Source organism: Arenibacter sp. S6351L, assembly GCF_023016025.1.
Classification (GTDB): Bacteria; Bacteroidota; Bacteroidia; order Flavobacteriales; family Flavobacteriaceae; genus Arenibacter; species Arenibacter algicola_B.
The window spans coordinates 89,502-116,081 of the sequence record NZ_JALKBB010000021.1 but is presented as its reverse complement, the minus strand read 5'-3'; the positions used below and the strand labels follow the sequence as shown (position 1 = coordinate 116,081).

Here is a 26,580-nt window from a genome sequence, read left to right as displayed (position 1 = left end):
GCTTTCGCTAAACTTGCTTTTCTTCATGTGACAGTTAAAATTTAAAATTAATAAATTCGAATTTTATACTGTCCTATTTTTAGGGAAGGCTACAGATAAGTATAAGCAATATATGCAATTTCCATATTCGCCAGCTCATTTTACCGATTTGATGAAAAGCTATAATCCAGACAATACATTCTTCAATTCAGATTTAGAAACATTAGAGAACTTATCGGGAAAGCATCATATCAGATGGGAAAAAGATAGAGTTAAACCATTGTTTGGCCAACCAAAAGAATTTTTTGAAGGTGTAAAAGATAACGAAGACATATCTGATTTAATGGATATGGAGAAAATATTTATGAACCTTGACGAGTCTTTAAATGACATCGGATTATCTAAAGTAGGAATTTTAATGAAGTCATTGTTTGAACTTCAACCATCTGGTATTGAAATAACTGAAGAGAACAGAGATGTTTTGAAGAAAATGTTCCCAAATATTAAGCCAGGTTCTTCAATGTGGGATTTAATGAAAGACATTGGTCCCTTCTCTTCTAAGTTGCTCAAGGACAGAGAATATTACAAAGATTTTAGAAACTTATTAGCAGAACAGGGGTTTAAATTAGAAGCAAATTCTGCTAATTGGAGTTATGATGCAGTAATAAAGAACATTGATGAATTTTTATTAAAGCTTGGTGTGAAAATGTCATATTTAGAGTACGTTGAGACATCATTAAAATATAAAAAGTCCCCTATTACACAATTTGAATTCTATACAACGGCATATCTAATGCTTGACATGATTGGTTATAAAACTGATAAGTTACCAAAGGCAACCGATAATTTGCAAAATATTCAAGCAGATGGTGAACACTCATTTTATGGAGGTCATTGTGATTATTTTGTGTCAATGGATAAAAAGCTAGGAGTGAAATCTAAGGTGTTATATAATGAATTTAACATTGACACTAAAATAATTGAACCAAAAGACTTTATTTCAGAATTGAGTAAAGTAATTGACCCTTTAACAAACAACATCAATTTTATAGAAGAAGCAATAGACTTCTGCAAAAAAGAAAGTATCATTGAATCTTATGTGGATGAGAATGGTGATGGTGTTGAATCAATTGCATATAAGTTACCACGGTTTTATTTCAACTTTTTTAATTACGTGGTCTATACTAATTATCCTGAACAAGGTGGATTCGTCATGACTTTTCGCAAGGTGTTTAAGAATTTTTCACGATTTGTTTATTTTACAGAGTCAGAAACTTTAATCGATTCTGTATGTAATTATTTTGGATACGAAAATAAAGAAGAATTAAAATCTAAGAAATATGAATTTATACATGAAGATACGAAGACAATATTTGACTGGAACTTTGAAGGCGGATTGATTCGTTTAGAAAATGAAGAGGATACAAAACGACCAATTTTAAGCTATATTATATCAACTAAATTAAAAACTGCGTAACGGTTTGACAGGCAGTTTCCAAGCTATTTCTTCCCCATGCAAAAAGTAAAAATCCCTAAATTGGTATGAAATAAAAAGGATACAAAACAAATAACAAGGATAGCGCAAAACTTACACAACATAATTCATTATAGAAATTAAACTTAAACAAACCCATGAGCAATGAGAAACGACAAACTTGATCTTCCCGAAAATTTACACCAATTTGCTTTTTTACCACGGTTTTCTGAAAATATTGAATTTTTAGCAAATTTGTCCGAAGATGAAGATTGGAAATATCATCATACAGAATCAGATTTCCCGATTTTGGAAAACTATATAAAATATACTTACAGACGACTTGCAGAGGAGAAGAAAATAAGTTACTCAAGGGAAGGAACACATTGCTGTATAAATACGGGACTTGTAACAAGAAATCAAGAAGCCATATTTATGGTATTTGATGAAAACAAAATCGAGGATGTTGAACCTTATTGGCATTTTTACAAATTTTTAAGGAAAGGTGAATATGAATTGAGCAAATTTCCCAAGCTACCTGAAATGGCATTTTATTTTGATGACCCAGCTAAATTAGTTTATGATGTAAAAAAAGAATTAGTTGCAAACGTAGAGCACATTATTGAAGACAATAAAAACCGATTTCCCGAACCATATTGTTCAATGAATAATTATCAACTTCAAAATTCAATTCACGGTTCAATAAATAGCGCAAAAGAACGTGTAAAAAGAAGTTACAAAACTGCCGTACCTCAATATTATCGGAATAATATTCAGCTTTTAGTTCCGCTTTGCTTAAATGATCCCAAAATTGCGGATTTAGCGTTGGTCGTTGAAGATTATGGATTGATGTATAGAGCTTCAACTTGTCTGACTTTAGATATGGCAATTAATAATGCGCGGCAAATTGCTAGACCTGATAGAGATTGGTTACAGCCGTAAAAAAAAGCTGTGCCAAGTAACTAAGAAGCGTTCAGGTGGTCTGCAAGGTCCAACATATACACCATGTGGCCCGCCAATTCATAATATTTCTTGGTGGTTAGTGCCAGTCATTCCCTTTTAACCTGTACCACTTAAGGTAAAAAAGAAAAAATGGACTTGCAACAAAAAAGTGGACAATTAGATAAGAGTCATGCTGCTGTTTTTTGATTGTACATTTCTATTTCAAATTCCTCTATAGTTTTATACCCCAAAGTGGAGTGCATTCTTCTTCTGTTGTACCAAGTTTCTATCCATTGAAAGACGGATAGCTCGGCTTCCGATCTAAGGGTATAGCTATGTTTGTAGACCCATTCTACCTTTAAGCTCTTAAAAAATGATTCTGCCACCGCATTATCCCAACAATTACCTTTTCTGCTCATACTTTGTTTTATAAGGGCATTGTGATTTTTCAGGATATCGGCAAATCCATAACTGGCATATTGAGATCCTCTATCGGAATGAAATATGAGTTCTTTTGTGATATCGTTTGATTTAACAGCCATATTCCAAGCAGGTATTATAGTATCGCTTGTATTTAAGGTTTCGCTCATCGACCACCCCACGACCTTTCTATGGAACAGATCGATGATTACGGTCAGATACATCCATCCCTGTTTAGTCTCTATATAGGTAATATCGGACACCCAGACCTGGTTCTTTCTGAAGACCGTAAAGTTCTGGTTCAAAATATTACGGGCCAATGGATAGTTGTGTTCACTATCCGTTGTAATCTTGAACCTACGCTTTCTTCTGGCAAACAGATTATTGGCCCTCATTATCCTGGCAACTCTTGGTCTGGAAACATGATATCCCTTTTTTGAGAGCTCCTCTTTGATCCTTGGTGCCCCATAACTCTCAAAGCTATCTTTGAAAATATCCCGAATGACCGAGGATATTGTTTGGTTTTCCAACCATCTTTTGGATGGTCCCCTACCCAACCAATGATAATAGCTACTTTTACTTAACTTGAACATTTTGCACATCTTCTCAACTGGAAATTTAAATTTGTGGTGTTTTATGAACCTATATTTTTCCTGTCGCCCTAGGAGAAGATGGCTATCGCCTTTTTTAGGATATCACGTTCCAGCTCGGCATCCCTTAATCTTTTCTTCAACTCGGCAATCTCACGTTGCTCGTCCGTCAGTTTCGGATTTCCCTTGCCCGGAAAACTGTTCTTGCCATAAGCATCCGATTCTCTGCGCCAGCGGCTCAATACGGATGTAGGTATATCCAATTCCCTGCATATTTCCACAACGCTCCCACGTGCGTAGCTAAGTTCCACAGCTTTTTCCTTAAACTCTACGGTGTAATTTCTTTTTTCTCTTGACATTTTTCAAAGTTAATTTAAACAACGAACACGCTCTTAACTTTAAGTCCAGTTAAATATAGCAAGTCCACCGATCCCAAGATCACCCTTGCCGGATGCCTGGTACATGCCAGGCGCAAGTTCCATGATGCGCTGGACAGTGACAAAAAGCATTGGCCATCTTTAGGGAGATCTATTTGGAAGAACGCAAGATCAAGGAAGAGGCCCAAGATGACCTTAAAGCGAGGAAAACACAGCGCGACATAAGGATCAGGCCGTTATTGGCACAGATAAAAACGTGGATCGAAGGACAACAGTTCAAGGTGCTGCCACAAAGCCCCATCGGCAAGGCGATGACCTATTACATCAATCAATACCCAAAACTGGAAGCGATCTTTGAAGATGGACGTATAGAACTCGACAACAACCTGATCGAAAATGCCATCCGGCCCATGGCCATTGGCAGAAAAAACTATCTTTTCTGCGGATCGCACGATGCAGCGCAAAATGCCGCCATGCTATATTCATTCTTCGGTAGCTGCAAGATGCAGAATATCAATCCAAGGGAATGGCTGGCCAGCACACTAGAGCGGATACCTGATCATAGCATACAAAAACTCGAAGATCTCCTGCCCGGATATCAAAAACAGAACAGCATATGACCAAAGAGCTGATAAAAGAAAAGGAAAAACAACTATTGGAAATAACAGGGGCCTTCTGCGCGCAGAAACTTAACGATGAATACTTCGGGCTTTGCGAAAAGCTCATCAAAAAGATGGGGAGAAAAAGGGATGTCCCCTTCGCAAGGGGAAAATTGGAGATATGGGCGGCAGCCGTGGTCCATGCCATAGGTTCGATAAATTTTTTGTTCGACAGATCGTTCCAACCTTATATGAGTTCCAAACAGGTCAACGAATACTTCGGGACCAAGGGGACTACGGTCTCGAATAAGGCCCGGGCCATAAAGGATATGTTCGACCTATGGTATTATAGCCCTGAATTTTCTACAAACGCCATGCAGGAGAACAGCCCTTTTAATAATATGGTAATGGTTGACGGACTAATACTGCCCCTGGGCAACCTTCCCGAAAACATACAACAAATGGTGCTCCAGGCAAGAGCGGAAGGAAAAGATATTGAATTCACTACAGAATATGAAGATCAATAGCTAATGTAGTTGCTCGGATGGATACTTGCTTCGAGAGTATCTACTGGATTGTCCAATTTGAATTTAACATAACCAAAATTTCGAATTAGTAGTTCTGTTCGTTTAGAATTAATATTCAAAGAGTGATTTATCGTAACTGTAAGACCTGCATCATCAATTCTGATTTCTTGAGAGATATCGTCCTCCTTGATCAATTTTTGATCTGTAGAATTGTACCATGTTCCGTGATTAACCCAGCTGACTATAGCATCATTGGTGACATTAAATTCTTGAAATTTTAAATTTAATGCATTTATTGGGTGGTGGGCGCTGATAAATGAATACTTGGGGGCATAAATTTTCATTTGAGAAATGCCGGACTCTGATTTTCTTATTTTACAATCCACAAAAGTAAGATGTCCTAAACCAGTAAAAATGCCATTAATTAGCGGCTCCTTATGAACTGGTTTTGTGGTTAGGAGGTTTGTTTCAAGTAGAATGTCGTTATCATTTATCAACAAAACACAAAAACACCTAGTTTCTTCTTTTGGAAACCACACTTCTCCATAATATTTTTTTTCTTTAAACATATTATTATACTTGGTATTTTAAGTTAACTATTAAGTGATATATTTCGGAAGTTTGATAATGGTATGTCATTCCTATTTTATTGCAGACTCGTGATAATTTAGCTCATCTGTGATGTCTTTAATTTCTGATGGTACTTTTTTTCCAGGAAGGTTCCGATATTAAGTTGTTAATTATTTTGTTCATATCATAGCTTTGAATACCACGAAAATTATTGACTTTCAGTTTTTGAAAAACTAACTTTACGCCTTACTGCTTCTACACGGAATTTTTTATTTTTAATTATTTTTTGGTATTCCGTGTAGAAGCAGTAAGGTAAAAACTTTTGATGAGTCGACAGGGGCAGTAATTACTGCCCCTGTCGACTCATCAGTATAATGCCTTTTTGTACTCATAAAATCTTATTTATTATCTCAATGTAATTTCGTCACAAATATTCATTAAATTTGTGACGAAATATATATTTTAAAATGCTTGTACCTACTGAAAAATTTATAAAAAATGCAATTTTAAATCACAAGCGTGGAAAAATATTTTTCCCGAATAATTTTGTTAAATTTGGGTCTTCTACAGCAATCAGGCAAGCTTTAATACGTTTAGAGGAAAAAGGGCTTTTGGTTCGACTGGCACAAGGTATTTACTTATATCCCAAGGAGCATAAGCAATTGGGGCTGCTTTACCCATCATTAGAGGAAATTGCTTTGGCGATTTCAAAAAGGGATAAAGCAAGAATAATTCCAACGGGAATCCAAGCCCTTAATAAACTGGGATTATCTACACAAGTTCCTATGAATCTTGTATACTTAACCGATGGATCTCCTAGAACTGTTAAAATTAAAAATAACACTATAAAGTATAAAATCGCATCTCCTAAAATTCTTTCGGCCAAAAGTGAGACAAATATTTTGGTGATACAGGCATTGCGAGAAATAGGGCAAAAAAACTTGGATGGAAATCAGCTTGAAAAAATTAAGAACATACTAAAAACGGTCGATAAAGATCTTATCAAACATGACATGAAATTGGCACCTGTATGGATTTCAAAAATAATGGAAGAGATACTAAAAAATAAAGAATAAATGAAGGAGTGGTTTAGCCTGTCAGTAAGCGACCGGAGAGAAGCTATAATACAAACGAGTATAGATAAAGGTCTACCGGCCGCAGCCATTGAAAAGGATTGGTGGGTTGTAACGGTTTTACGTGCCATTTTCAGTACTGTCTATACTGAACACCTTGTCTTTAAAGGCGGGACATCTTTAAGTAAGGCCTGGGGTGTAATTGAAAGGTTCTCTGAAGATATTGATTTGGCGATGGACAGATCATTTTTTGGCTTTAGTGGTACACTTAATCGCACTAAAGTTTCTCACCTGAGAAAGGCTTCTTGTAAATTTGCAAGCGAAGTGTTTCCCAAGGAATTAGCCAAAACTCTTCATGCACAAAATGTGGGAGAATTTTCAATAGAAGTTCGTGAATTTGTACTATCTGATACTGATCCCTTAGCAATAGAAATACATTACAAATCGCTTGTTGAGCATATAGACTATTTGGCACCGAGAATTCTAGTGGAAATTAGTTCAAGGTCGTTAAGAGACCCATTTGAAAAGAAGGGTATCATCTCTTTCATTGGTGCAAAGTACAATGGACAACCTTTTGCTGATGAAATAATTTATATACCAACAGTCCTCCCCACAAGAACATTTTTAGAAAAACTTTTTCTTTTACATGAAGAGTTTCAAAAGCCTGAAAATAGAGAAATATTTAGTGAACGAATGACAAGGCATCTATATGATATTTCTAGGTTGATGGATACTCCATTTGGAGAAAGTGCTTTAATTGACAGTCATTTATACTCCAATATCATTCAACATCGCAAAATTTTTACTAAAGTATCTTGGGTAGATTATTCCAAACACGCTAAAAGAACATTGGATTTTATACCGCCTGATCGGGCAATGAAGGATTGGGAAAGGGATTATGTGGCAATGCAAGAAAGTATGTTTTATGGAAAAACAGAACCATTCGACGAACTAATGAATAAATTGAGAGGTTTAAGAGATAGGATTAACAAAATGGAAAGCTAGTAGTTTAATTTTCTCAGATATACGGAAATTGCGCACAATACATTTGGTCCATAATTTTTCTTATCATGAATTGAGAAATCAGTGTTTCTGTAACTTTTTATTTTCCAAGCCTGCGGAAGTCGAAAATCCCTTCCGATCCAATCCTCCCTACGCGGACATACTACGACAGTCCGCATGGGAAGTTTTTCCGTTCTGGCCTGCCGCCATAGGTAGGTTTTTTCGACCTCCTCTGGCGCACGAAAGAACAAACGGCGAAGGGCCGCTTGACCTTTCTTCTCCCTACCCACAAAATCTGGTAAATCGCTATCCATTTTTTGAACCATAACATCGAAAATGTAAAAAGGTCTAAATTCTTTTAATTATCTTGAAATCAGCTTTTTGTAAAATGGAAAAGATAATCGAAAATATCGCCAATTGGTTGGTCGCCTTGAAGGTGAGAAAAGACAAAATTCACCAGAACTTTAATGCCTTTATGAGAAGAGGTTATAATGGACTGATTTTTGGGCTTATTCTTTTTGGAATACTTATGGTCTACTTTTCGTTCGATCTTTATGAAACCTACGAAAACCTTTGGTTGGCATTGCTTCCGATATGGTTTTTCGTGATTTTAATATTTGGTATTTTGGTATCTGATGCTTATAAAGAGAAAGTGAAGTACCAAAGCCGAAGTTCACGAATGAAACTAGTCGGTTTCAATATGGATTTCAATGAGCGTGTCCTTAGAAGGATCTATGGTTCCTTGACCCAATATGAATATCTGGACGAGAACTTAACAAGCTTCTCCAATTTTTATGAAGTTATGGTTCTGGATTTTGAGGACCACGATTCGGTGCTGCATTTTAACTGTACCCAACCGCAATTAAAATATATTCTGGATAAGTTCAAACAACTTAAAAAGGGGATTAGCTTAAAATCCTTTGAGAGATCCCAAAAAATTTACCATAAGGGTAACTTGATATCAGCGGAGATACTTTCAAAAAAGTACAATGAGTTTCCTCCCAATCATGAATTTGAACAACAGATAGATTCATTCTTCCATTTCTTGGGGGATATTTGAATATTTTATGGGGTAGATTTCCCCTTTTTTTTCTTTTCACCCGCTTGCATCTCCTTTCTTTGCTTCGAACATTTGTAACACAGGTAGACCGCACTGCGGCTATTTTAAAGCGAGAATTATGGAAATAGAAAATGACATGGTAGATCTCTTAAGGGATATCAAGGGACTTCTTTCGCATCAAAAAAAAGTGATGAACGTAGATGATCTTGTTGCCTACACGGGACTCTCCAAAAGCAAGATTTACAAACTGACCCAGTTACGATTAATCCCCATGGGAGGTAACAAACACATCCGCCAAAAATTCTTTGATAAGGATATTATTGATGCTTGGTTAATGGGCGAACCTAATTTATCAGATGACTATTTGGATCGGGAATTTAATAAGCACTTACCACGAAAAAAGAAGTAGTAGTTCTGTAAATACACGCTAATTAGTAGTAGCGCTAATAAGTAAGAAGTATGTGGATAGGTAGAAAATGATGAAACGGAATGTAGCCGTAAAAAATCCGATTGAGTGAGAATTCAAGATGTGTCATTGTCATGACAAATCTTGCTTTTGCTCCCGATGGGTCGCAAAAGAATAGGAACCAATAACTTGATTTTCGATATAAGATGATGGATGGAGTTTCAATGGGTATTTTATAAAGGGTTAGAGGGTAAGGATTCAGAAATGCAAAAATGAAGAACGAGTTTGTACAGTTTAGATGTTCTATTTATGAGAAGAAATTGCTAAGGGTCAAGGCCGATAGGAGTGGACTTTCCATAAGTGAATATTGTCGTCGTGCGGCTTTTGATGACCGGATAATAGAACGTTTGACCCAAGAACAAATAGAGATGTTCAAGATGCTGTCTAGGTATGAAACAAATTTTAAGCTAATCGGGAATATGTTCCGGAAACGCAATCCGAAATTGGCAGATGAAGTAGTTCAATTGGCCAGTGAGATACGACGACATCTTTTATCCTTTAGGAAATGATAGGCATGGGAAAATCCATATCGCATACCGGAGCTTCCATGGGTTATGGTTGGAACGGGGAGAAGGAGGCGGAAGTCGTCTACCGCGAACATTTGTCGGGAGACAATCCTAGGGACATCACTCAGGAGTTCAAGGTCATCCAGCAGCAAAACCATCTTTGCCAAAAGAATACCTTGAGTTTTGTACTCAGCCCAACAATTGAAGATGGGCAGGGAATGATCAACGAAAATCTGAATGAAATTGTTGAAAGGTTCCTTAAGGAAATGAAACTACAGGAACACCAGGCCATCGGCTTTGTGCATAGGGATAAGGAACATACCCATGTACACGTATATGTAAACCGTATCGATTTCAATGGGAATGCCTACAAGGATAGTTTTATAGGAAAACGGAGCCAACAGGCGGCGGAAAAAGTGGCCAAGCAAATGGGCCTGACCACGGTAAAAGAAGTGCAGCAGGAAAAACTGAACCAGATTCAACAGGTCAGAGCGGAAATCAAACGGATACACGATAAGGTTATGGAAAAGGACAAACCAAAAAACTTTGATAAGTACATCAACGATATGGCCAAGAACGGTGTGGAGGTGATTCCCAGTATCAATAAGCAAAACCAACTCCAAGGTTTCCGATTTGAATACAAGGGGCATAATTTAAAGGGGAGCGAAGTACATCGCTCCATGTCCATGGGAAACATAGCTGGAAATATGGGATGGGATAAAAATGTAGCCCAAAAGATGGCTAAAGAAAATAGGATAAAACTACTGGGCAAGCCCGTTGGGCTATCACCTAACCTGGCGGCAACTATTGCCAAAAAGGTGGTAACTATTGCGATTAAGAAATCAATTGGACTGGGAATGGAAATATAATATCATGGCAAAACTGGACGAAATTATGGAAGTGCTTACCCAAGAAATATCCGGGTTCAACAACTCCATTGGTAAACTGGAAGAACTATCCACAAAATTTGACGACTTAAAAATAACAGCGGACACTTCTCATTTGGAGTTTCAACTAAAAGATTTTTTAAGGCTGCAAAAGATCAACTTGGAATTTTATAATAAGCGGATGGATGAAGTCTTGAAAAATATAGAAAAATCTAGATGGACACCAAAATGGGAGATGTTGATACTATACCTTTTCATAATAATGAACACTTCGGCATTTGGCTACATGGGCTATTATTTTATCAACTATGAACGGAAAAAAAAGGCTGAGGTTTTAAAAGTAAAAAAGGAAAGTTTGGGTAGGGCAAGAGGCTATTTTGAAGACCATCCGATCATCTATAAGGATTTTGAAAAGTGGGTCCAAAAGCAGGATAGTGTTCTAAATCCGGAGTAAGGTTGCGCCCTAATTCGATTTTACTTTACGCTTATCATCCCGAACGCTATAAAATCGAATTAGGATCCCCGCGCAGTTAAGTTATGGTAAGATTTAGGGACCATGCTCAAGGTATTATTTTAATCCCTCCCTCAATTTTTCCTCTCTATAATAAAGATTGAGGTCGTCCAAAAGTGCCTCTTCCCCTTGCGGTAATAACCTATTGGCAATTGTAAGTGCCTGACGAATATATTCCTTTTCATATCTGTCATTGATGTTATCGTACAATTCCGGGTCGATTGTCTTCATGGCCAGGTAGAGCATGGCTCGGACGGTCAACATCAAATCTACATGATTATCTACATAAAAGAGACTTACTTCATATTTATTATTAAAGAACGGGTGGGGCCTTAAGGTAGGGTGGTGGTCCAGTGCCTGATGTTTTAAGCTATTGATCAGTTTTTCTTCGTTTGGGTTCATAGTTCATATTTATTCAGATGATTTTGTTTTGGCATTGTTCAAACGGTTCAGCTTTTCGGTTACGTAGTCCATAAAATCCATTTGACTATGCGGAAGTATATTTAGGACCAATTCCAGCACCCTGCTAACGCTGTCATGTTTGGTTACATTTTGATTGTTTGGAGACAATAGCATTCCGTTCCCGTCCAGAGCAAATACACATACTTCAAGAAGGCTCGCTATGTTCAACAGCAGATCATTGTTGTCCCTTACCTCTATGGATACCTTAAAATTTTCAGATGAATAACCAGAATCCTGTTTTAATAAACCAACTAGATTTTGGTGCAGTTTGTGAATGTCGTTCAGGGTCTTTAATTTTTTCTTTTTCATAGGCTGTATTTTTAGGGTTGTCATTTAGTTTCCATATTCGGTAAAATATGCCGGATCTTATCAAGGAATTCCATTTCCTCATAGGGTATCATATTGAGTATATACCCGAGTACTTCACGAATGTTCTGTTCGGGTTCTGGAACGACACTATTTGGGGTGCGTTCCGCATCCAATGCCGTGATGCATACCTTTAATAAACTGGAAATCATAAAGGAGGTTTCCAGATAGCCATCGGTGATAAGGTTTATGGTATAGAGTTCCTTTTTGGAGGGGTAGCGTTTTAAAGTATGGAAATGTTCTTTGGCCAATTCGCTTATTTTATCCAAGATGCTTTTTTCCTCCGATTCCCGACTTTCCACTTGAGAAGTACTCTCCTTAACAAACGTGTTTTCTTTGATTGGATCTCGATTTTCCAAATACTTTCGGCATTCTGTATTAATTATGTTTTGTTCTGATTTACTGATTTCGTGGCCCATAATACATAGTGTGTTAGAATCATTAATATATCTTTAGATTATCTAATCAAATCTATAGATAATCTATTGAAATTCCAAACAAAATTTTAGATATTCTATATTTTTCATTAAGAAAAGTATATTTATGTAATCAAATTCAATAGATTTATGACTCCGTTAGGATTATTTTTAACCAAAAAATCGGTAAATCGCGCCATGGTCTCAAGACGAACAGGTATTAGTCAGGCTAGGCTTTCCCAATTAAGTTCTAATGAATCTACTAAACTTCGGGCGGATGAGCTCTATTTGATTGCCTTGGCAATAGACATTGATCCTTGTGAATTATTAAAGGAAGTATTTAAAGGACTTAAACTACCTAAAGAGTAAAGACTGTTGGCATATATTTTAATTGTTTTAAACCAATATAAGTATGCGGAATCAGAGTTTTAGAGATATACTAGATACTTCATATATTCAACGTACAGCATATGCATTCTGCTAAAATATAATTTTAAGTGGCTTGTAACAATTGAATAATTTGAATTGTATAGGAGGCAATTATAATCTATCCTTTAATATATTGATTAGCTTGCTGTGTTTTTCAGGGTTTGTTTCCTTTAGCTTTTGTAAGTTTTGCAATTTCCATTGCACAGCAGGAAATCCTTTAAAATTGTATAAACTCCAATCTGGAGTAACATTTTCAAAATTCAACAGAAAATCTTTATCGGCAGTAGTTAAACTTTTATGGATGTTTTGAATTAGTAAATTCCGGGTGGTTTCAAAATCATCATAGGTAAATGGTTCATTGCTCATTCCGTCGAATTGATTGGTCATTGCGGAACGCTGATCCAATAGGTTTGGGAACAACATTTCATATATAGGTCTCTTACTTGCTAAAAGGCAAAAAAGAAATCCTTTTTTTATTTCATCAGCAAACCCCTCATTTTCTAAAAGATATTTAACATCGAACAAATCCCTCGGGTGCTGACGGTCCAGTGCGGCGCATATTTTTCCTCCGTAGAGTTGTCCTATAGGTACCACATGAATGGAGCAAAACGCATCAAAAGCCGTTTGTGCTTTATGACACAATCCTATTTCTGTTACCGGTGCTATTATGCCTCGCATCGCTTGGCTTACTTCCAGTTTTATTTGGGCCTGATTATTGGTAATTAAAAGCTTGAGTTCTTTTTCTTTATGTGATATTCGAGCATTTGGTATAATAGTTTCAATATTGGATTTGATTCGCGCGAGTGCTTCTGAAATATGGACTAAGGAAGTATTCCTATCCTCAACTGGAATATATGTTAAATCAATATCCACTGAAAGTCGAGGCATTTCTCGAAGAAAGAGATTGATAGCAGTACCACCGTGAAGAGCAAAGTTATTTTCTTTTGCTACTTCGGGTAGTACACTTAACAGCAATGAAACTTGGGATTTATAATTCTCCATTGGCTAGTTCAACTGGAACAGTTATTTTATATTTTGGGTCATAAACACCATTCTTTACAATACTTCGTTTTCCACTTCCCAAATTTATTTTATCCATATTCAAGTGTTTTACCCAACTATGGTTGGCTTTTTCAGCTAGATACATAAATAGGCGGTTTACCTTGATGGAGGTACAGTTTTCCAGTAAATCTTGAACAAGATTGGGTCTTAGATTGTTTAATCCCTCCATTAGTTGGTAACACTCTACTAATTCTTGATGTTCTGGCGCTAAAAATAGGCACTCTAACATGGCCCTTGCGGCACTGGACACTTTTATTGAGTAGGTTTTTAGTTCTACTTCAACAAGGCCTATATTAGATGGTAGAAATGAAGAACTGTGATAATCCAATTTTACACCCCAGTCATGTTGTATACACCAGGTGGGCAGCTTTTCTTGTTGCCCACCAAAAAGTGTTACCTTATTTGGTGATAGTTCCAAATAATGGGATTTACCAAGTATGGATAGGGCTGTCTTGCCCGCAGGATGAATATACATCCCAGCTTGTACTTGAAGTGCATAGATTGCACCTTCATAACCGACCTTATCGCCCGAACGTATCATGGCACCGGTTCCGATTGAGGTAAACCAGTTGCTTTTTTTATACTTGTCAAGTAGCTGATTAGAAAACCCTCTTTGAGTTAGCCATGCGGTCAGATAAACTATTGAAGATGGCTTTGATTTTAGAAGAGAGTTTATTTTTTGTTCTTTTTTTAAACTCATGGTTGATAAAATTGATTTTTTTTAAACCAAAGTAAATATATAGTTTATTTTTTAAACTGTATGTAAACCATTGGTTTATGTAATATGTTTTTTTTAAACCAGATATTATTAAAAATTGATTTTTTTTAGCCACATTATAAAATCGGCTTAAGAGCTACTTTTGAATTAATAGGCCTCGGGAATATCCAAATAAATTAAAGGGCCTTTTACGAAGGCTAGTGGTATAGTAAAAATCATCAAAAGTCCTCTCTATGAAACCTTTAATTAATTAACTCATGCATATACATTAAATATTGCCTACAAGAATTTATAATAGTGACTAACTTACCATAAAAAACGTACTATCGAAATAGAGATGAACAAGCTGGTTTTATCAATATCAATTTGTGTCATAACGGATATTTTTTGAAAGTAAGGGGAAGGAAGAAAACTATTCAATTTTTGTGTATTGGCCTTCCTTTTCTATGATTTATATTCAGTCATAATAATGGAGCTACTTGCTAACATAATTTTAAAACGTCATTTCAATCTGAGCTTTAGAATACGATTTACCCTTACTTTGTTACAAAAAATTAAAAAAATTACCCTGACTTTGTTACAATAAATTGAAAGGGTTACGCTTTCACTGTTATAAATAATAGTGGAATTTTTCCTGTAAGCTCAATTTATGATATGATTACTCATTGATTCTTGAAAATAATTCTATTTAAAAAAGAGTATTAATATCCCCATAATTGCCATATTTGGGGAAAATATTACCCATTATGAAAAATAAGAGAGCTGTCCTTTTTCCAAAATACCAGAGGACAATGGGGCAATTAGGAGAGAATATAAAGCTTGCGCGTAAACGAAGAAAGCTTACCACTATTCAGGTATCCGAACGGGCAGGTATAGATAGAAAGACTTTGTATCAGATAGAAAAGGGGAATTCAAAGGTAGCGATTGGTTCATACTTTAATGTTCTGATTGCACTTGGTTTGCAAGATGATTTTTTAAAGTTGGCAACAGATGATGTATTCGGAAGAAAACTTCAGGACTTAGATTTATTATAACAGGGAAGAATGGCACAAGGTAAATTTGATATATCCGTTTATGCACATTGGCGGGGAATGCCAGAAGCTAAGATGATAGGTGTTCTTGTGGCCCATTATGCCAAGCGAAAAAAAGACGTTAGCTTCGAATATGATAAAGGTTGGATAAAATCAGAACAACAATTAATGGCAGCGGCATTTATGGATGGCTAGTTGTTGTACAAGTTAAGTATGTCGATAAAACTCAAATATTTTGACATATGCAGCATATATGTCGTTGGTATGGACATCTCGCCGTATTACATACATGGCCAAAAGTGTCCCATAAAAGCTCAATTAACCAAACTACTAAATTTTACCTAGTTTTAATAAATGAACGATTTATAGCACAAATATTTTATCTCTATCTTCATAAAGCAAATTTGAAAGTTCAAATACAAGGACATACCCGGTGAAAAAAAAGTTCGTCTTTGAATTAATTCATAATTGTACGGTTTTTGTAACTTTACTTTAAAATGATAATATGGGCACAGCAGAATTGAACAATACTAAAAAGGAGCTTGTTGGATGGATCCAATCTTTAACCGATGATTCTATTTTAAGTCTGCTTAGTTCCGTTAAATTATCCAGTGAGGGCAAATCCATCGACTGGTGGGAAGAACTTACAGAAAGTGATAGGGTTAATATTCTAAGTGGTATCAGAGATTATCAACAAGGTGAAACCATGAAATCCAATGAATTCTGGAACGGTTTGACCAATGGATAAACCTTACAGGGTAGAATGGACAAAAAGGTCTCTGATAAACGCCATTGCCATTAAAAATTACCTTATTCAAAAGTTCACTGTCAAGGAGGTCGTTAAATTTGAAAGATTGCTTCGGCAATTTGAATTAACGGTATCTAATTTCCCTACATTATATCCTGAATCAAAAAGTCAAAAACTTTTAAGGCGAGCGGTCATTCACAAAAACACAACTGTTTATTACATTTTCAATAAAGGCAAAGTGACGGTTGTAGCTATGAAGGATAATAGGAAAGAGAAGGCCGATAGATAACCATGGTTAAAGATAAGACACTAGTGTCATGATTTTTAATAGCTTAATAGTTAGGGTAGTTCTTAATTCCTTTTCCTGGTTCTGTAAAAAGAACTTTAATTGGGATCATTTTTTAATTTGAGCATTACTATTGGTGGGTATCTTTGCTAAAAATGAAGACACCTAGCTAATCTTGGAGTTTTCTATATTTGATGATATCTGATTTTCTTTGTAATTTTAACTCGTAAATAACACATAATCAATACGTTCTTGAGCTATTTATAAATCGAGTGTCCTTAAAGGGATTTGATTTTGATAAGTACATGCAAAATACTGATAATCAATCATTTGTAACAAGTAGTTGTATTCTGTCATCCCGACCAAGCAGAAAAGTGATTTGCAATAGCAAATCACTTTTTTTGTTTCCAATGGAGCCAAACGTAGTTTGTGCGAACATAGGAAACAAAAAAAGTAGGAAGGCGTTAGCCTTCACTTTTCTATTTTCAGCAAAGGGTTTATTGGGATTCTGTAAATCCTGTTCTGATAAGTTTGCCAAACGCAGTTTGGGCGAACACAGGAAACAAAAAAAGTACGAAGGCGCCGGCCTTCACTTTTCTATTTTCAGAGAGGGTTTATAAGGATTCTGTAAATCCTGTCGTCCCGAGGAACTACTTATCAAGTAAAACCAAGTTTTTGTCGATTATCAAGTTACAGATCAATTTCTTCCCTGGTCAAATGCCGGACCATACCCTATACGGTATCTGTAATCCATAGAAATGGGCTGCCATTAAAGTGTTGAATGTGAAAATCATACCATGGAACACTCATCGCCTATTTCACCATCTGAAGTCACAATTATTCGCGGTTTTTTTGCTTTGACTTTTTACCTCTGACTGGGCCGTGAATAACAGAATGATAAGGCTTATAAATACAAGTTTAGTTATTTTACAAATTGTTATTCTTCAATGGTAACTATTACCCTTTCATATCGGGTTAATCGTGGCGAACCATGGTCTGTTACCGCAAGAATAATATGCATGGTTCCCTTCCCTGAACCACCGATTCGACTCTTTGGAACGGTAAACCAGGCTTCAGGTTGGTCAAAGTTTTGAATGGTCAAAGGTTGTCCACTACGTGCGCTGGAGACTGAAAATGTGCCAGCTTCTTCATAAAAAAACCAATGGTATGAGAGGGCATCTCCATCGGGATCCTTGGAACCTAGGGCACTTAAAAGTATTTTGTCTCCTTTTTTTGCGACAAGATTTTTTTTATGGGTTAGTTTAACTTTGGGCGGGTGGTTGGCATTATCGTATGGCTTTATGGTCCAATCCATTCTGGCTGCAAAATCGTTTTGAAAATCTTCTCTCCAGCGCCATATAGTTTCGTGGTTGCCCGAGTGCCATCGGCCATCAGTACCTAAGACTTCGTCTACAGCATCGGAAAAGATAGGTCTGGTCTCTGGATATAAAAACCACTTTTGCATCCTTGGGGTGTAGAGTTCGTATCTGCCTCCCCAGCCGCCCCATTCCGGGTGTTCCGGATAACTTAGGCCGTTATTGATCAAGCCAAGGAAAGAGGGTGTGTCTCCTTCCATTAAATAATCCCATCTGGGGTACTCGGCCCCTAAAGGCCCTTTTTTCCGTATATTCCGATCTAACCATTCGTTTGTAACGATGCTAAAATCGGCTCCGTCGCAACGGGCATGAAAAAAATCACCGCTTATTCCACTCCAAGTGGCATGATGATAGCCGCCACCTGCATTAAAACCTGGACTCACAATGTAGAATAGTTCTGGAAATTCCTTGCGGATCCATGGGCCGCTATCGTCCTGATCGGAAATAGTGTAAACCCGTAATTTCTTGACAAATTGTTCCAAATCTTTTTTTGAACGTGTTTCCCTAACTTTCCAGAGCGCCTGTGCCAATACATTTGGCCCTCCCCAAACCGTTACCCATAAAGGCCTTGTGTCATTTTTGTCGACTGCTTTAATTAATAATTCGGAGGCCGGGGAATCTTTTCCAACCCCAATTGCTTTTACTCCGTACTCTGGTAGTCCTTCTGTAATCTTTGATTTTATATGGTCTCCCGAAGGAAAACCTGATTCGTGTTTTTCAAGGTTATCCCTTACCTTATCATAGGCATTTACAATTTCTTGAATACGATAGGTTGCTACCTTATTTTGTTGGTGAACAGATGTAGTAGCGGCCAATCCTTCAACGTCATAGTGATTTGCATAAACCAAAAAACGGACCATCGACATGGCATCATCCGGTTCATTTTCTATGTCGGTAAGCACAAATACCCTAGGCTTTTCTTGTGCAATGGCGGTAGTTGTTAGTAAGGCTATGCCAACTATTGCAATGAGGTTGTTAATTTTCATCCTTTTTATTTGTTTATTGATTGCCACCTTTTAGCCCAATCCATTAAATAGGCTTCCCGATGTTTTGAAATTGTTTTCGCGCCTTGCTGATCTCCGATAAAAAGGTCGGGAGCTGGCTTGTCGCTATACCAATTGGAACCAAGAGGGTAATCATTGGGAGTTGTTTTTCCTGGCCATGGGGTTATACTAACAAACTGACCTCGTTGGGCATCCAATTCGGGGATGGCACTTTTGGTGAAATAGCTGCCGGTTTCCGGTTTTTTGGAGGAGTAGCGTACCCCATAAATTCCATTGCCAAGATAATATCCTGGCCATGACTGATTAGAAATCTCCAATGTAAAACAAGTGGAATCTTGCGGAATGGGCAGGTCAGGCCCTTTAAATCTCCATTCCAATTCGGCATAGGCGGCTACCGTATCTTTCTTGCTGCTGTTTCCTTCAAAAATAGTTCGTGAGCTATTTTTGATCGGGGTAAAACTTCCGCCCCAACTTTCGCCTGTAGGATTATCTGCATCACCATTCATCAGATAGGCCAAGGAAGGGGTGTCGCCCATTTTAATTTCGCCCTTATAGTGGTTTTTAAAATTTTTCCCTAAGGCCCCTCTTCCCTGGATATAGTTGTTGTAATAGGATTTGCCTTTGAGTTTATTGGGTGATTCTGAATCCATGAACCAGCCTCTGTAAGTTGAATTAGCTTCGATTATCCATAGGTTGGGATGATTTTTTACAATGTAGGCATAGGCATTGATGCTCCATTTTTTATTTGGACCACCAATCCAATATACCCTTATTTTTTCTTCAATTCCAGGTGCATCATGTAGCGCCTGTGCCAAATCTTCCAAACCGCCCCAGACCAAAATCCATAGGGGTTTGCCGGTTGTTCTATTGGCGCATTTAATGATCCATTCCGAACCTTCCGTGGCTTTATCGTATCCTTTGTAAGGGGCCTCTAGTATTGTTCCCTGTTTGCAAACGGCCCTGAGTGAATCTGGATGGGACAAGTTCGGGGTATATCGTTTTAATTCAGGTAAATCCTTTTCATAAAGGTCAATCATATTCAGAAAATCCTTTTTTCGACCTTTGCCAAAGGGGGAGGAAACCAGGCCCTCTATTTGGAAAAGGTCGGAATACATCAATAAATGTATCATGGATTGAAAGTCATCGGGATCGGTTCCACCAATATCCGAACTGATCAATATTCGAGGTTTTTCTACAATTTGCTTGCTGTTTTTAGATGCACAACTTTGTAGAATTAAGAAGGAAAATATAAAAATTAGTTTATTCATGGTCGTTTTGTTTTATTCCCAATAGTTGGATCGATGTCTTCCAATTGGTAAGTACCGACTATTTTGGAAGAACCGTCACTATTACACGCTTGTATCTTGACAAAGCAGGGGTGCCCTTGTCCGATAGTTTCAAAATGAAATGAATGGTCTCCTTCTTTTTTACTATCGGAGCCCTAAGGTTTACAATATGCACGTTCTCAGCACCCAAATCTATTTTTTCTTTATATGAACTTTCCTCTGGATAATGGAACCACAAATAACTAAGATTATCGCCATCAGGATCCCTAGATTTAAAAGCATCTAGGCTAAAGGCTTCGCCCGACTTTACCGTTAATCGATCGGAATGGGTCAGTTTCGGTTCGGGTGGGTGGTTGGCTTCCTCATAGGTTTGGGTGCACCAATCCATACGGGCGGCGAAATCATTTTGAAAATCTTCCCTCCAGCGCCATAACGTTACTTTGTTATCTTTGAATGTAATGGTATCCTTTTTAACGGAACGGCCATATTCCTTAGGAGCGTAGGGGGTGTAATTATCATCGGTATTGGTCCAAATTGCCCTGGTCTCAGGAGCAATTTTTACAATGGAGCTTCCTTTTTTTGTTTTTGAGAAATCGGGTTTGTACAATTCATAGCGTCCGCCCCATGCACCCCATTCCGGATGTTCAGGTTCGTTAAGTCCGTTGGGTATTAACGATAAAAATGCGGGTGTATCCCCTTCTACGCCCCAAGCAACATCCGGATATTCAGCTCCTAAAGGTCCATGATTCTGTTGAATGTTTTGGGCTATCCAGATGTTGCTGATCGAGCTGTTGTCTATTCCTTTTATATAGCTATTGATGCCCGTCCAAGTTGCAGTGCCGTAATAATCTCCCGGACTAACGATATAAAAAAGCTCAGGAAAATTGTTCCGTATCCAAATACCGCTATCATCTTGGTCCGAGATGGTATAGACTCGGAGTTTTGAGATAAGTCTTTGGGCCTCCTTCTTACTTTTGGTTTTCCGAATTTGGTCAAGGGATTGGGCCAAAGTATTAACACCGCCCCAAACTGAAATCCACAATGGGCGATCATCTTTTTCTTCCAATACTTTGATTATCCACTCGGAACCCTCTGAATTTTTTCCGTCACCAACCCCCTTCATACCATATTCCGGAAGGCCGTTTTTAATTAATGCTGCCAATGCTTCTGGTTTGGGAAAACCAGCTTCATGTTTTAAAAGGTTGGGATGTACTTTGCCATAGGCCTGAATGACACGTTCTATGGATTCTGGGGCTATTCTATGCTGTAACCAACAAGACGTTGTGGCGACAATTCCCTTTATGTCAATTTGGTTGGAATACAAAAGCAAACGCACCAAAGACTGAGTGTCATCGGGGTCGGCTTCAATATCGGTTAAAATAATTACCCTATTTTTTTGATCTATTTGGGCAAAAGTTGTGATAGAGGATAGCAAACAAAAGGAAATAAACAGATAAAATGTTTTCATATCAATGAAATTAAGGGTTTTTCAATTATGGATTAATTGTTATCCTAAAATTCTTCAAAGGTTAGGCATGTTTATTTATTTCTTGATAGATTTATTTTTGCCAACCATTCCGGGTATTTTTTTAGTACCTTTTCCGGTGCATTTGTGTACCAACTATAACCGTTCCTTCTATTGTCGCTTATGTCTGCCAGCGAGTTTCTTTTGATACCATCCCGACTACAGAAATATATAGTGCTGGTTTCTAAATCATAAAAGCGTCCCCATAAGGTGGGTGCATTTTTATCTTCCACAACAATTCTATTCTTTCCTCCGTCCTTGTTGATTTCGGTTTCTATTTTTATACCCTCAATTCGGTTGTTTTCAAACCATTTTACCGCCCCTTTTACAGAATTGGCAATTTCTTTGGAAGGATTATCTATGTCCATCAATAATAGTACAATTCCCACGGATTCTGAACCGCTAAACGAAGGAAGTTCGTAACTACGGGCCTTTGCAGGGGCCAGTGTCACTGAATCATGCTGGGCACACCAGACCGCTGGTTTGCCTTTGTATATTATTTGTGTATCAAGAAAACATTGAATGCCCTTATCGTACGCTTTTTTGGCTTCTTCCCTTATGTTGGCACTTAATTGAAGTGATGCGTATTCTTTGTTATCCGAACTAATTCCTTTTAGGAATTTCATGATATTGACCATGGCATCGTCGTTATAAGTGATATGGCCAGAATAAGCAACACTCCCTTGGCGCACTGGAAAAAATTGTGGCCATCCGCCATTTTCGTATTGTGCCTCAAAGATGTAATTGAGTCCCTTTTCAAAAGCTTTTTTGTACTGATTATCCTGAATTTGTGAATGCATTTTAGCCAAGAACCTTAGTTCAGTTATGGTGGCGCCATTATCGAAGGTTGCTCCAATTTCAGCCTTGTTATTTTTATAATGGGATTTCTCTGCCTCAGAAAATGGATGATGGTAGTCTTTGTTTTTCTCCCATCCTCCGATGGCCTTTTGACTTAGGATTACATTTTCTGCAACCAATTGCGCTTTATTAGACCCATACCACTCTAAAGGCATGCCTGTGGCAACATCCCCCCATCCCATACTCAGATAGTCAGTGGTTTTGTTTTGAGTGTAGCCCACAGTTGTGATTAAGGTCATTACTGCTATTGTAATAAGTTTAATTAGTTCCATGTTTTTATTTTTTGAAAATGATTTGAATTTCTGTCTATTGACAGATAACTCTGATTAATTTTTTATGAATTCGGCAATATGTCATCGAATTCTACTACTCGATTGAGTCGGTTATAATCTAATTCTTAGTTTCGAAATGAATCGAAGTTGTTAATGCAAACTACGTACCCGGCAACCTCCGGTCCATTTTTCATATTCGTAAGTGCAAATAACCCAGTTTTACAACTGTTGGTAATGGTTTAGGGTAATACTCACTTACAAGGTGAAAATTAAAATAATCGGATACCCCTATTTCAAAATGCTAAGATATGCTCGTAATTATACACATACTTCCTATATTTGAATAAATACCTATCACTTTCCTATATGTTAAAGCATTTCGATGAAAAAAGAGAAGATTTAGCCCCCTATGGTCTTACCTGTGAAGTTTGGCGGCCCAATGTAATGAGAAGGGCCGATAGACATAATGAAATAGAAATTAATTATTTACCGGAAGGATCTATCACCTATTTGATCCATGACAAAAAAATACATGTGGAAAAGGGCAGTTTTGTTGTTTTCTGGGCATTGTTACCACATCAAATTGTTGATTATGAGGGTGATGCGCCATATTTCGTAATTACTATACCCTTTGGATTGATATCTCAATGGAATATGTCCAAATCATTTTTGGATCTACTATTTAAGGGACGGATACAAATGTTTGAAACAGTGCAGAACCTCCAAATAACAACGGCCCTGTTTAAACAATGGGTACTTGACCTGGAAAGCAAATTATCCTATCTAAATGAGGTTTGCGCCCTTGAAATTCAGGCCTACCTAAAGCGATTGATGTTTCAAAAATCGAATAATGACGAAATAGAGCTTAAGATGGAACTGCCGCCAATGAACCTTGTAGAGCAAATGGCCATATTTATTGCCCAAAATTTTACAAAACCAATTAAAGTCACTGATGTTTCCAGCGCTGTGGGAATTCATTCCGATTATGCCAATGCTATTTTTAAAAAGGCCTTTGATGTATCGCTTTCCCATTACCTTATTCAGCAACGGGTATTATACGTACAGAGAAAACTAACCATCACCATGGATCCAATTACTTCCATAGCCTATGAAGCTGGTTTTAATTCCATAAGTAGATTTAATGCCAGTTTTCTAAAATTCGTGGGCATGACACCAAGGGAGTATCGAAAAATAATCCAGTCGGACATATAAAATGAAGGTTTTATGGACAATTTTACTCTAGAGGGGTAAATATCCCAAGAATTGCCTAGTCAATACATCGTTAGAGCTTGTAAACGGGTGCCTTTAAAGTTATTTAATATCAACCCCATGAACAAGAGTCTCTTTAAATGTTGAGTTTTGTCCCGGAACAAAATCTCTTAATTTACTTTCCCTATTAAGAAATTCTCCTTGACTCAATATGATTTGGGCGTTGAACTTCTCAAAACTATTTTTTGCCAAGTATGCACCAATTGGTCCAACAGCACTTCCATAGGCAATATCTTCCTTGGAGCAGGAAACAATGCCAAAAGTGATAATACCAAGGACTCTAATTAATAAAATAGACTTTGTTTTCTTGAAACACTTAAATATAATTCAAAGATTGGGGTCAATTTTAATAGGCGGGTAGAAGGCGCAATTTGTTGTACAGAGGATCAGTTTCCATTTAATAATGGATAGACCGCTCAATTTTGATCTTCTATCTACGAAAGTTCGTTGTTCGTCATCAAATTTTTCCATTTGGAGTAGATTGTTTAACTTTAATAGAGACTTTATGTAAACGGAACTTATGGGCACCCTGCGTCGATTCCAAGCTTCCATCTGTCTGAAAACAATCGGGCTGCACCTTGTTTTTTGGGTTTTTATCGTCACCTATTTCGCGTGGGGTTTTGGCCTTAATGTAAATCCAAAAAAGTCTTTTATAAACTCCATGTATTTTTTGCCGGGACATATTATTATGGTGTATTCCCTGCTCTACTTTTTGGTCCCCAGATTTTTGCTTAAAAGCAAATTTTTACAATTTTTTATTGGGCTATCAATTGTAATGTTGTTCTGCATTCTCTATACTATTTTGGCCCAATTACAATTGTCATCCAGTATTGACGATTTTAAGGGTATTACCTTTACCGTGGGCAGGAACGTATTGCCTTTTCTGCACGTTGCGGGGATAGCTCTATCCATTAAGCTCTTAAAATACTGGTATTTGCAAAGGAAGAGGACCATTGAGGCCGAACAACAGAAAACAGTTGCTGAATTAAAACTGTTGAAAGCGCAGTTGCATCCCCATTTTTTATTCAATACTCTTAATAATTTGTATTCACATACGTTGGAGGCGTCACCGAGATCCCCTGAGATAGTGCTGAAACTTTCTGGGCTCCTGCGGTTTATGATCTATGATAGCAACGTTCCAAAAATCTCCTTGGTGAAGGAGATCGAATTGTTGCAAAACTATATATCTCTAGAAAAGTTGCGTTACGGTGATAGGTTGGATTTATCCATGACCATTACCGGTGACATTGGGCGATTTCAGATTGCACCGTTACTATTACTTCCTTTTTTGGAAAACACCTTTAAGCATGGAACCAGTAGACAGGTAGAAACAAGTTGGATAAGTTTTCATCTTTCTATGCAGGGTTCCACCATGTACTTCAAATTGGTGAACAGTGTAGATGCCGATGAGGCAAAAACCAGAATTGGGGGATTGGGCCTTCAAAATGTACGGCAAAGGCTGGAACTTTTATATAAACATGACCACACTCTGGAAACGGTGATGTTGGACGAAGTTTTTGTTGTAACCCTAGAAATCAATTTGGAAGAATTGGAGAAACAATATGAGGACGAATTGGTTTTAAGCATATCAAATTAATCTATATTTTGAAATGTTCCAATCCAATTATCGATAGTAATCCAACCAGAATTTAAAGTGCTAGCGCAGCTTGAATTTGGGAATATCTCTTGTCAGAAGAAACTATTAAACATTGACAGATGAAATATAATTGTATTATTGTGGATGATGAGCCCCATGCGATCAAGATCCTTGAAAGCTACATAAGGTCTACGGATCAACTAAAGATTGTCGGAACTTGCAGTAATGCATTTAGAGCAATCAATATTTTGAACAATGAAAAGGTAGACCTAATATTTCTTGATATTAATATGCCAAAATTGCTTGGCACGCAATTATTGAAAACACTTCAATATCCCCCGAAGGTTATTTTTACTACGGCCCATAAAGATTATGCTATTGAGGCATTTGAACTGGATGCCATTGATTATTTGTTAAAACCTATTTCCTTTGAGCGGTTCTTAAAGGCGGTGAATAAGTTTTGCCATACAACAACTGTTGAGGTGGCTCCCGCTAATCATGGACCGGGCTTCTTATATTTTAGGGCAGACCGTAAAATGGTAAAAGTATTTTTAAAGGATATTTTTTACATAGAAAGTTATAAGGACTATATAATTATCCATAAAAAAACGGATGTGGTCAAGGTAAAGCTGACGATCAGTGCCGTTGAAAAAATGTTGCCACAGAATTTATTTTTGCGGATCCATCGTTCCTTTCTGGTGGCTATCAACCAAGTAACCGCGTATACGAAATACGATGTTGAAATTGGGATAATTGAACTACCCATTGGTAGGAGCTTTTCCTCCGTAATTCAAAAGTTGACGGATAATACCTCAATCATTGCTAACTTGGATAGTCCATAGATAACCGGGTTAAAACCAGGATCCAGTTTTAGAAATAAAACTGGATCCTA

31 protein-coding genes are annotated in these 26,580 nt (G+C 37.3%); 19 read left to right on the top strand and 12 right to left on the bottom strand.

Annotated features, from left to right (window positions below):
• Window positions 1-151 precede the first annotated feature (151 nt).
• Together MWU82_RS16650 and MWU82_RS16645 are read left to right on the top strand one after the other, a co-directional pair.
• Complete coding sequence (locus MWU82_RS16650; protein ID WP_247097232.1) at window positions 152-1,456, top strand: hypothetical protein; 1,305 nt, start codon at window positions 152-154, stop codon at window positions 1,454-1,456.
• A 162-nt stretch (window positions 1,457-1,618) separates the two neighbouring features.
• Window positions 1,619-2,395 (top strand): DUF3825 domain-containing protein, encoded by a 777-nt coding sequence (locus tag MWU82_RS16645; RefSeq protein WP_247097231.1) that lies wholly within the window; start codon window positions 1,619-1,621, stop codon window positions 2,393-2,395.
• Between the two features lie 188 nt (window positions 2,396-2,583).
• On the opposite strand, the gene MWU82_RS16640 is transcribed toward MWU82_RS16645, so the two are convergent.
• Window positions 2,584-3,764 (bottom strand): IS3 family transposase gene (locus tag MWU82_RS16640; protein WP_245808633.1). Its coding sequence is split into 2 segments (ribosomal slippage): window positions 2,584-3,506 and window positions 3,506-3,764, totalling 1,182 coding nucleotides; the frame shifts between segments, so codons are not numbered across the junction.
• Between the two features lie 173 nt (window positions 3,765-3,937).
• Between MWU82_RS16640 and MWU82_RS16635 the strand changes: the two genes are divergently transcribed.
• A complete protein-coding gene (locus MWU82_RS16635; RefSeq protein ID WP_247097230.1) occupies window positions 3,938-4,402 on the top strand; it encodes a transposase in 465 nt (154 codons plus the stop codon).
• Window positions 4,399-4,908 (top strand): DUF6398 domain-containing protein, encoded by a 510-nt coding sequence (locus MWU82_RS16630; RefSeq protein ID WP_085496298.1) that lies wholly within the window; start codon window positions 4,399-4,401, stop codon window positions 4,906-4,908. The genes MWU82_RS16635 and MWU82_RS16630 overlap by 4 nt, the downstream gene beginning before the upstream one ends.
• Here the strand turns inward: MWU82_RS16630 and MWU82_RS16625 are convergent.
• Window positions 4,902-5,477, bottom strand: coding sequence for a hypothetical protein (locus MWU82_RS16625; RefSeq protein ID WP_085496300.1), 576 nt, complete (start codon window positions 5,475-5,477; stop codon window positions 4,902-4,904). The two genes, MWU82_RS16630 and MWU82_RS16625, sit on opposite strands and share 7 nt — an antisense overlap.
• Window positions 5,478-5,945: 468 nt before the next feature.
• On the opposite strand from MWU82_RS16625, the gene MWU82_RS16620 reads away from it, so the two are divergent.
• Window positions 5,946-6,554 (top strand): DUF6088 family protein, encoded by a 609-nt coding sequence (locus MWU82_RS16620; protein ID WP_085496302.1) that lies wholly within the window; start codon window positions 5,946-5,948, stop codon window positions 6,552-6,554.
• Window positions 6,555-7,556, top strand: coding sequence for a nucleotidyl transferase AbiEii/AbiGii toxin family protein (locus tag MWU82_RS16615; RefSeq protein ID WP_085496304.1), 1,002 nt, complete (start codon window positions 6,555-6,557; stop codon window positions 7,554-7,556).
• Here the strand turns inward: MWU82_RS16615 and MWU82_RS16610 are convergent.
• The gene (locus MWU82_RS16610) at window positions 7,553-7,867 is read right to left on the bottom strand and encodes a hypothetical protein (protein WP_139827129.1); all 315 of its coding nucleotides are present in this window, start codon (window positions 7,865-7,867) and stop codon (window positions 7,553-7,555) included. The two genes, MWU82_RS16615 and MWU82_RS16610, sit on opposite strands and share 4 nt — an antisense overlap.
• 74 nt (window positions 7,868-7,941) lie before the next feature.
• Here MWU82_RS16610 and MWU82_RS16605 point away from each other — a divergent pair, with 74 nt between their 5' ends.
• From MWU82_RS16605 to MWU82_RS16585, 5 genes are all read left to right on the top strand, one after another.
• Entirely contained in the window at window positions 7,942-8,613 is a 672-nt protein-coding gene (locus MWU82_RS16605; RefSeq protein WP_085496308.1) for a hypothetical protein, read from the top strand.
• A gap of 118 nt (window positions 8,614-8,731) precedes the next feature.
• Window positions 8,732-9,022, top strand: coding sequence for a helix-turn-helix domain-containing protein (locus MWU82_RS16600; protein ID WP_085496309.1), 291 nt, complete (start codon window positions 8,732-8,734; stop codon window positions 9,020-9,022).
• A 269-nt stretch (window positions 9,023-9,291) separates the two neighbouring features.
• Window positions 9,292-9,588, top strand: coding sequence for a mobilization protein MbpA (gene mbpA / locus MWU82_RS16595; RefSeq protein WP_085496312.1), 297 nt, complete (start codon window positions 9,292-9,294; stop codon window positions 9,586-9,588).
• Between the two features lie 5 nt (window positions 9,589-9,593).
• Window positions 9,594-10,454 (top strand): relaxase/mobilization nuclease domain-containing protein, encoded by an 861-nt coding sequence (locus MWU82_RS16590; RefSeq protein ID WP_317045108.1) that lies wholly within the window; start codon window positions 9,594-9,596, stop codon window positions 10,452-10,454.
• A 4-nt stretch (window positions 10,455-10,458) separates the two neighbouring features.
• On the top strand, window positions 10,459-10,926 hold the full coding sequence (locus tag MWU82_RS16585) for a DUF6730 family protein (RefSeq protein WP_085496316.1): 468 nt from the start codon (window positions 10,459-10,461) through the stop codon (window positions 10,924-10,926).
• 114 nt (window positions 10,927-11,040) lie between these two features.
• Here MWU82_RS16585 and MWU82_RS16580 read toward each other — a convergent pair whose 3' ends face one another.
• From MWU82_RS16580 to MWU82_RS16570, 3 genes are read right to left on the bottom strand one after another with little or no spacing between them, the layout of a single operon-like run.
• The gene (locus tag MWU82_RS16580) at window positions 11,041-11,385 is read right to left on the bottom strand and encodes a hypothetical protein (RefSeq protein WP_085496318.1); all 345 of its coding nucleotides are present in this window, start codon (window positions 11,383-11,385) and stop codon (window positions 11,041-11,043) included.
• A 9-nt stretch (window positions 11,386-11,394) separates the two neighbouring features.
• Window positions 11,395-11,754 carry a hypothetical protein gene (locus MWU82_RS16575; protein WP_139827130.1) on the bottom strand — a complete coding sequence of 120 codons (360 nt, stop codon included), beginning with the start codon at window positions 11,752-11,754 and terminating at the stop codon, window positions 11,395-11,397.
• Window positions 11,755-11,774: 20 nt separating this feature from the next.
• Window positions 11,775-12,230, bottom strand: coding sequence for a hypothetical protein (locus MWU82_RS16570; protein WP_085496322.1), 456 nt, complete (start codon window positions 12,228-12,230; stop codon window positions 11,775-11,777).
• Window positions 12,231-12,377: 147 nt separating this feature from the next.
• Between MWU82_RS16570 and MWU82_RS16565 the strand changes: the two genes are divergently transcribed.
• Window positions 12,378-12,596 carry a helix-turn-helix transcriptional regulator gene (locus MWU82_RS16565; protein WP_085496324.1) on the top strand — a complete coding sequence of 73 codons (219 nt, stop codon included), beginning with the start codon at window positions 12,378-12,380 and terminating at the stop codon, window positions 12,594-12,596.
• Between the two features lie 171 nt (window positions 12,597-12,767).
• Here the strand turns inward: MWU82_RS16565 and MWU82_RS16560 are convergent, their stop codons facing one another.
• Together MWU82_RS16560 and MWU82_RS16555 are read right to left on the bottom strand one after the other, a co-directional pair.
• On the bottom strand, window positions 12,768-13,658 hold the full coding sequence (locus tag MWU82_RS16560; RefSeq protein ID WP_085496325.1) for a nucleotidyl transferase AbiEii/AbiGii toxin family protein: 891 nt from the start codon (window positions 13,656-13,658) through the stop codon (window positions 12,768-12,770).
• On the bottom strand, window positions 13,645-14,418 hold the full coding sequence (locus tag MWU82_RS16555; RefSeq protein ID WP_085496327.1) for a type IV toxin-antitoxin system AbiEi family antitoxin: 774 nt from the start codon (window positions 14,416-14,418) through the stop codon (window positions 13,645-13,647). The genes MWU82_RS16560 and MWU82_RS16555 overlap by 14 nt, the downstream gene beginning before the upstream one ends.
• Window positions 14,419-15,182: 764 nt before the next feature.
• Here MWU82_RS16555 and MWU82_RS16550 point away from each other — a divergent pair.
• The 4 genes from MWU82_RS16550 to MWU82_RS16535 all read left to right on the top strand — a co-directional run bounded on the left by MWU82_RS16550 (window position 15,183) and on the right by MWU82_RS16535 (window position 16,504).
• Window positions 15,183-15,470 (top strand): helix-turn-helix transcriptional regulator, encoded by a 288-nt coding sequence (locus tag MWU82_RS16550; RefSeq protein ID WP_085496329.1) that lies wholly within the window; start codon window positions 15,183-15,185, stop codon window positions 15,468-15,470.
• Window positions 15,471-15,479: 9 nt separating this feature from the next.
• Window positions 15,480-15,662, top strand: coding sequence for a hypothetical protein (locus tag MWU82_RS16545; RefSeq protein WP_085496331.1), 183 nt, complete (start codon window positions 15,480-15,482; stop codon window positions 15,660-15,662).
• A gap of 310 nt (window positions 15,663-15,972) precedes the next feature.
• On the top strand, window positions 15,973-16,215 hold the full coding sequence (locus MWU82_RS16540; protein ID WP_085496332.1) for a hypothetical protein: 243 nt from the start codon (window positions 15,973-15,975) through the stop codon (window positions 16,213-16,215).
• A complete protein-coding gene (locus tag MWU82_RS16535) occupies window positions 16,208-16,504 on the top strand; it encodes a type II toxin-antitoxin system RelE/ParE family toxin (RefSeq protein WP_085496334.1) in 297 nt (98 codons plus the stop codon). Before MWU82_RS16540 ends, MWU82_RS16535 begins: the two co-directional genes overlap by 8 nt.
• A 934-nt stretch (window positions 16,505-17,438) precedes the next feature.
• On the opposite strand, the gene MWU82_RS16530 is transcribed toward MWU82_RS16535, so the two are convergent.
• From MWU82_RS16530 to pelA, 4 genes are all read right to left on the bottom strand, one after another.
• Window positions 17,439-18,863: a DUF1593 domain-containing protein gene (locus MWU82_RS16530; RefSeq protein ID WP_215946682.1), complete on the bottom strand. Its 1,425-nt coding sequence runs from the start codon at window positions 18,861-18,863 to the stop codon at window positions 17,439-17,441.
• Between the two features lie 5 nt (window positions 18,864-18,868).
• The gene (locus tag MWU82_RS16525) at window positions 18,869-20,149 is read right to left on the bottom strand and encodes a nucleoside hydrolase-like domain-containing protein (protein ID WP_215946683.1); all 1,281 of its coding nucleotides are present in this window, start codon (window positions 20,147-20,149) and stop codon (window positions 18,869-18,871) included.
• A gap of 58 nt (window positions 20,150-20,207) precedes the next feature.
• On the bottom strand, window positions 20,208-21,635 hold the full coding sequence (locus MWU82_RS16520) for a nucleoside hydrolase-like domain-containing protein (RefSeq protein WP_247097229.1): 1,428 nt from the start codon (window positions 21,633-21,635) through the stop codon (window positions 20,208-20,210).
• Between the two features lie 71 nt (window positions 21,636-21,706).
• Window positions 21,707-22,822 (bottom strand): pectate lyase, encoded by a 1,116-nt coding sequence (pelA, locus tag MWU82_RS16515; RefSeq protein WP_247097228.1) that lies wholly within the window; start codon window positions 22,820-22,822, stop codon window positions 21,707-21,709.
• 339 nt (window positions 22,823-23,161) lie between these two features.
• Here pelA and MWU82_RS16510 point away from each other — a divergent pair, with 339 nt between their 5' ends.
• From MWU82_RS16510 to MWU82_RS16500, 3 genes are all read left to right on the top strand, one after another.
• A complete protein-coding gene (locus MWU82_RS16510; RefSeq protein ID WP_247097227.1) occupies window positions 23,162-24,034 on the top strand; it encodes a helix-turn-helix domain-containing protein in 873 nt (290 codons plus the stop codon).
• 832 nt (window positions 24,035-24,866) lie between these two features.
• Complete coding sequence (locus tag MWU82_RS16505; protein WP_247097226.1) at window positions 24,867-25,688, top strand: histidine kinase; 822 nt, start codon at window positions 24,867-24,869, stop codon at window positions 25,686-25,688.
• Window positions 25,689-25,807: 119 nt separating this feature from the next.
• Entirely contained in the window at window positions 25,808-26,530 is a 723-nt protein-coding gene (locus MWU82_RS16500) for a LytTR family DNA-binding domain-containing protein (protein WP_215946688.1), read from the top strand.
• The last annotated feature ends 50 nt before the right edge of the window (window positions 26,531-26,580 follow it).

Coding starts and splice junctions, on each gene's coding strand:
- MWU82_RS16650 (WP_247097232.1), top strand. CDS start 152: ATGAAAAGCTATAATCCAGACAATACATTCTTCAATTCAGATTTAGAA.
- MWU82_RS16530 (WP_215946682.1), bottom strand. CDS start 18,863: ATGAAAATTAACAACCTCATTGCAATAGTTGGCATAGCCTTACTAACA.
- MWU82_RS16550 (WP_085496329.1), top strand. CDS start 15,183: ATGAAAAATAAGAGAGCTGTCCTTTTTCCAAAATACCAGAGGACAATG.
- MWU82_RS16630 (WP_085496298.1), top strand. CDS start 4,399: ATGACCAAAGAGCTGATAAAAGAAAAGGAAAAACAACTATTGGAAATA.
- MWU82_RS16500 (WP_215946688.1), top strand. CDS start 25,808: ATGAAATATAATTGTATTATTGTGGATGATGAGCCCCATGCGATCAAG.
- MWU82_RS16535 (WP_085496334.1), top strand. CDS start 16,208: ATGGATAAACCTTACAGGGTAGAATGGACAAAAAGGTCTCTGATAAAC.
- mbpA (WP_085496312.1), top strand. CDS start 9,292: ATGAAGAACGAGTTTGTACAGTTTAGATGTTCTATTTATGAGAAGAAA.
- MWU82_RS16525 (WP_215946683.1), bottom strand. CDS start 20,149: ATGAATAAACTAATTTTTATATTTTCCTTCTTAATTCTACAAAGTTGT.
- MWU82_RS16540 (WP_085496332.1), top strand. CDS start 15,973: ATGGGCACAGCAGAATTGAACAATACTAAAAAGGAGCTTGTTGGATGG.
- MWU82_RS16560 (WP_085496325.1), bottom strand. CDS start 13,658: ATGGAGAATTATAAATCCCAAGTTTCATTGCTGTTAAGTGTACTACCC.
- MWU82_RS16590 (WP_317045108.1), top strand. CDS start 9,594: ATGGGAAAATCCATATCGCATACCGGAGCTTCCATGGGTTATGGTTGG.
- MWU82_RS16585 (WP_085496316.1), top strand. CDS start 10,459: ATGGCAAAACTGGACGAAATTATGGAAGTGCTTACCCAAGAAATATCC.
- MWU82_RS16620 (WP_085496302.1), top strand. CDS start 5,946: ATGCTTGTACCTACTGAAAAATTTATAAAAAATGCAATTTTAAATCAC.
- MWU82_RS16570 (WP_085496322.1), bottom strand. CDS start 12,230: ATGGGCCACGAAATCAGTAAATCAGAACAAAACATAATTAATACAGAA.
- MWU82_RS16645 (WP_247097231.1), top strand. CDS start 1,619: ATGAGAAACGACAAACTTGATCTTCCCGAAAATTTACACCAATTTGCT.
- MWU82_RS16565 (WP_085496324.1), top strand. CDS start 12,378: ATGACTCCGTTAGGATTATTTTTAACCAAAAAATCGGTAAATCGCGCC.
- MWU82_RS16605 (WP_085496308.1), top strand. CDS start 7,942: ATGGAAAAGATAATCGAAAATATCGCCAATTGGTTGGTCGCCTTGAAG.
- MWU82_RS16555 (WP_085496327.1), bottom strand. CDS start 14,418: ATGAGTTTAAAAAAAGAACAAAAAATAAACTCTCTTCTAAAATCAAAG.
- MWU82_RS16625 (WP_085496300.1), bottom strand. CDS start 5,477: ATGTTTAAAGAAAAAAAATATTATGGAGAAGTGTGGTTTCCAAAAGAA.
- MWU82_RS16520 (WP_247097229.1), bottom strand. CDS start 21,635: ATGAAAACATTTTATCTGTTTATTTCCTTTTGTTTGCTATCCTCTATC.
- MWU82_RS16505 (WP_247097226.1), top strand. CDS start 24,867: ATGTTGTTCTGCATTCTCTATACTATTTTGGCCCAATTACAATTGTCA.
- MWU82_RS16545 (WP_085496331.1), top strand. CDS start 15,480: ATGGCACAAGGTAAATTTGATATATCCGTTTATGCACATTGGCGGGGA.
- MWU82_RS16615 (WP_085496304.1), top strand. CDS start 6,555: ATGAAGGAGTGGTTTAGCCTGTCAGTAAGCGACCGGAGAGAAGCTATA.
- MWU82_RS16610 (WP_139827129.1), bottom strand. CDS start 7,867: ATGGATAGCGATTTACCAGATTTTGTGGGTAGGGAGAAGAAAGGTCAA.
- MWU82_RS16575 (WP_139827130.1), bottom strand. CDS start 11,754: ATGAAAAAGAAAAAATTAAAGACCCTGAACGACATTCACAAACTGCAC.
- pelA (WP_247097228.1), bottom strand. CDS start 22,822: ATGGAACTAATTAAACTTATTACAATAGCAGTAATGACCTTAATCACA.
- MWU82_RS16600 (WP_085496309.1), top strand. CDS start 8,732: ATGGAAATAGAAAATGACATGGTAGATCTCTTAAGGGATATCAAGGGA.
- MWU82_RS16580 (WP_085496318.1), bottom strand. CDS start 11,385: ATGAACCCAAACGAAGAAAAACTGATCAATAGCTTAAAACATCAGGCA.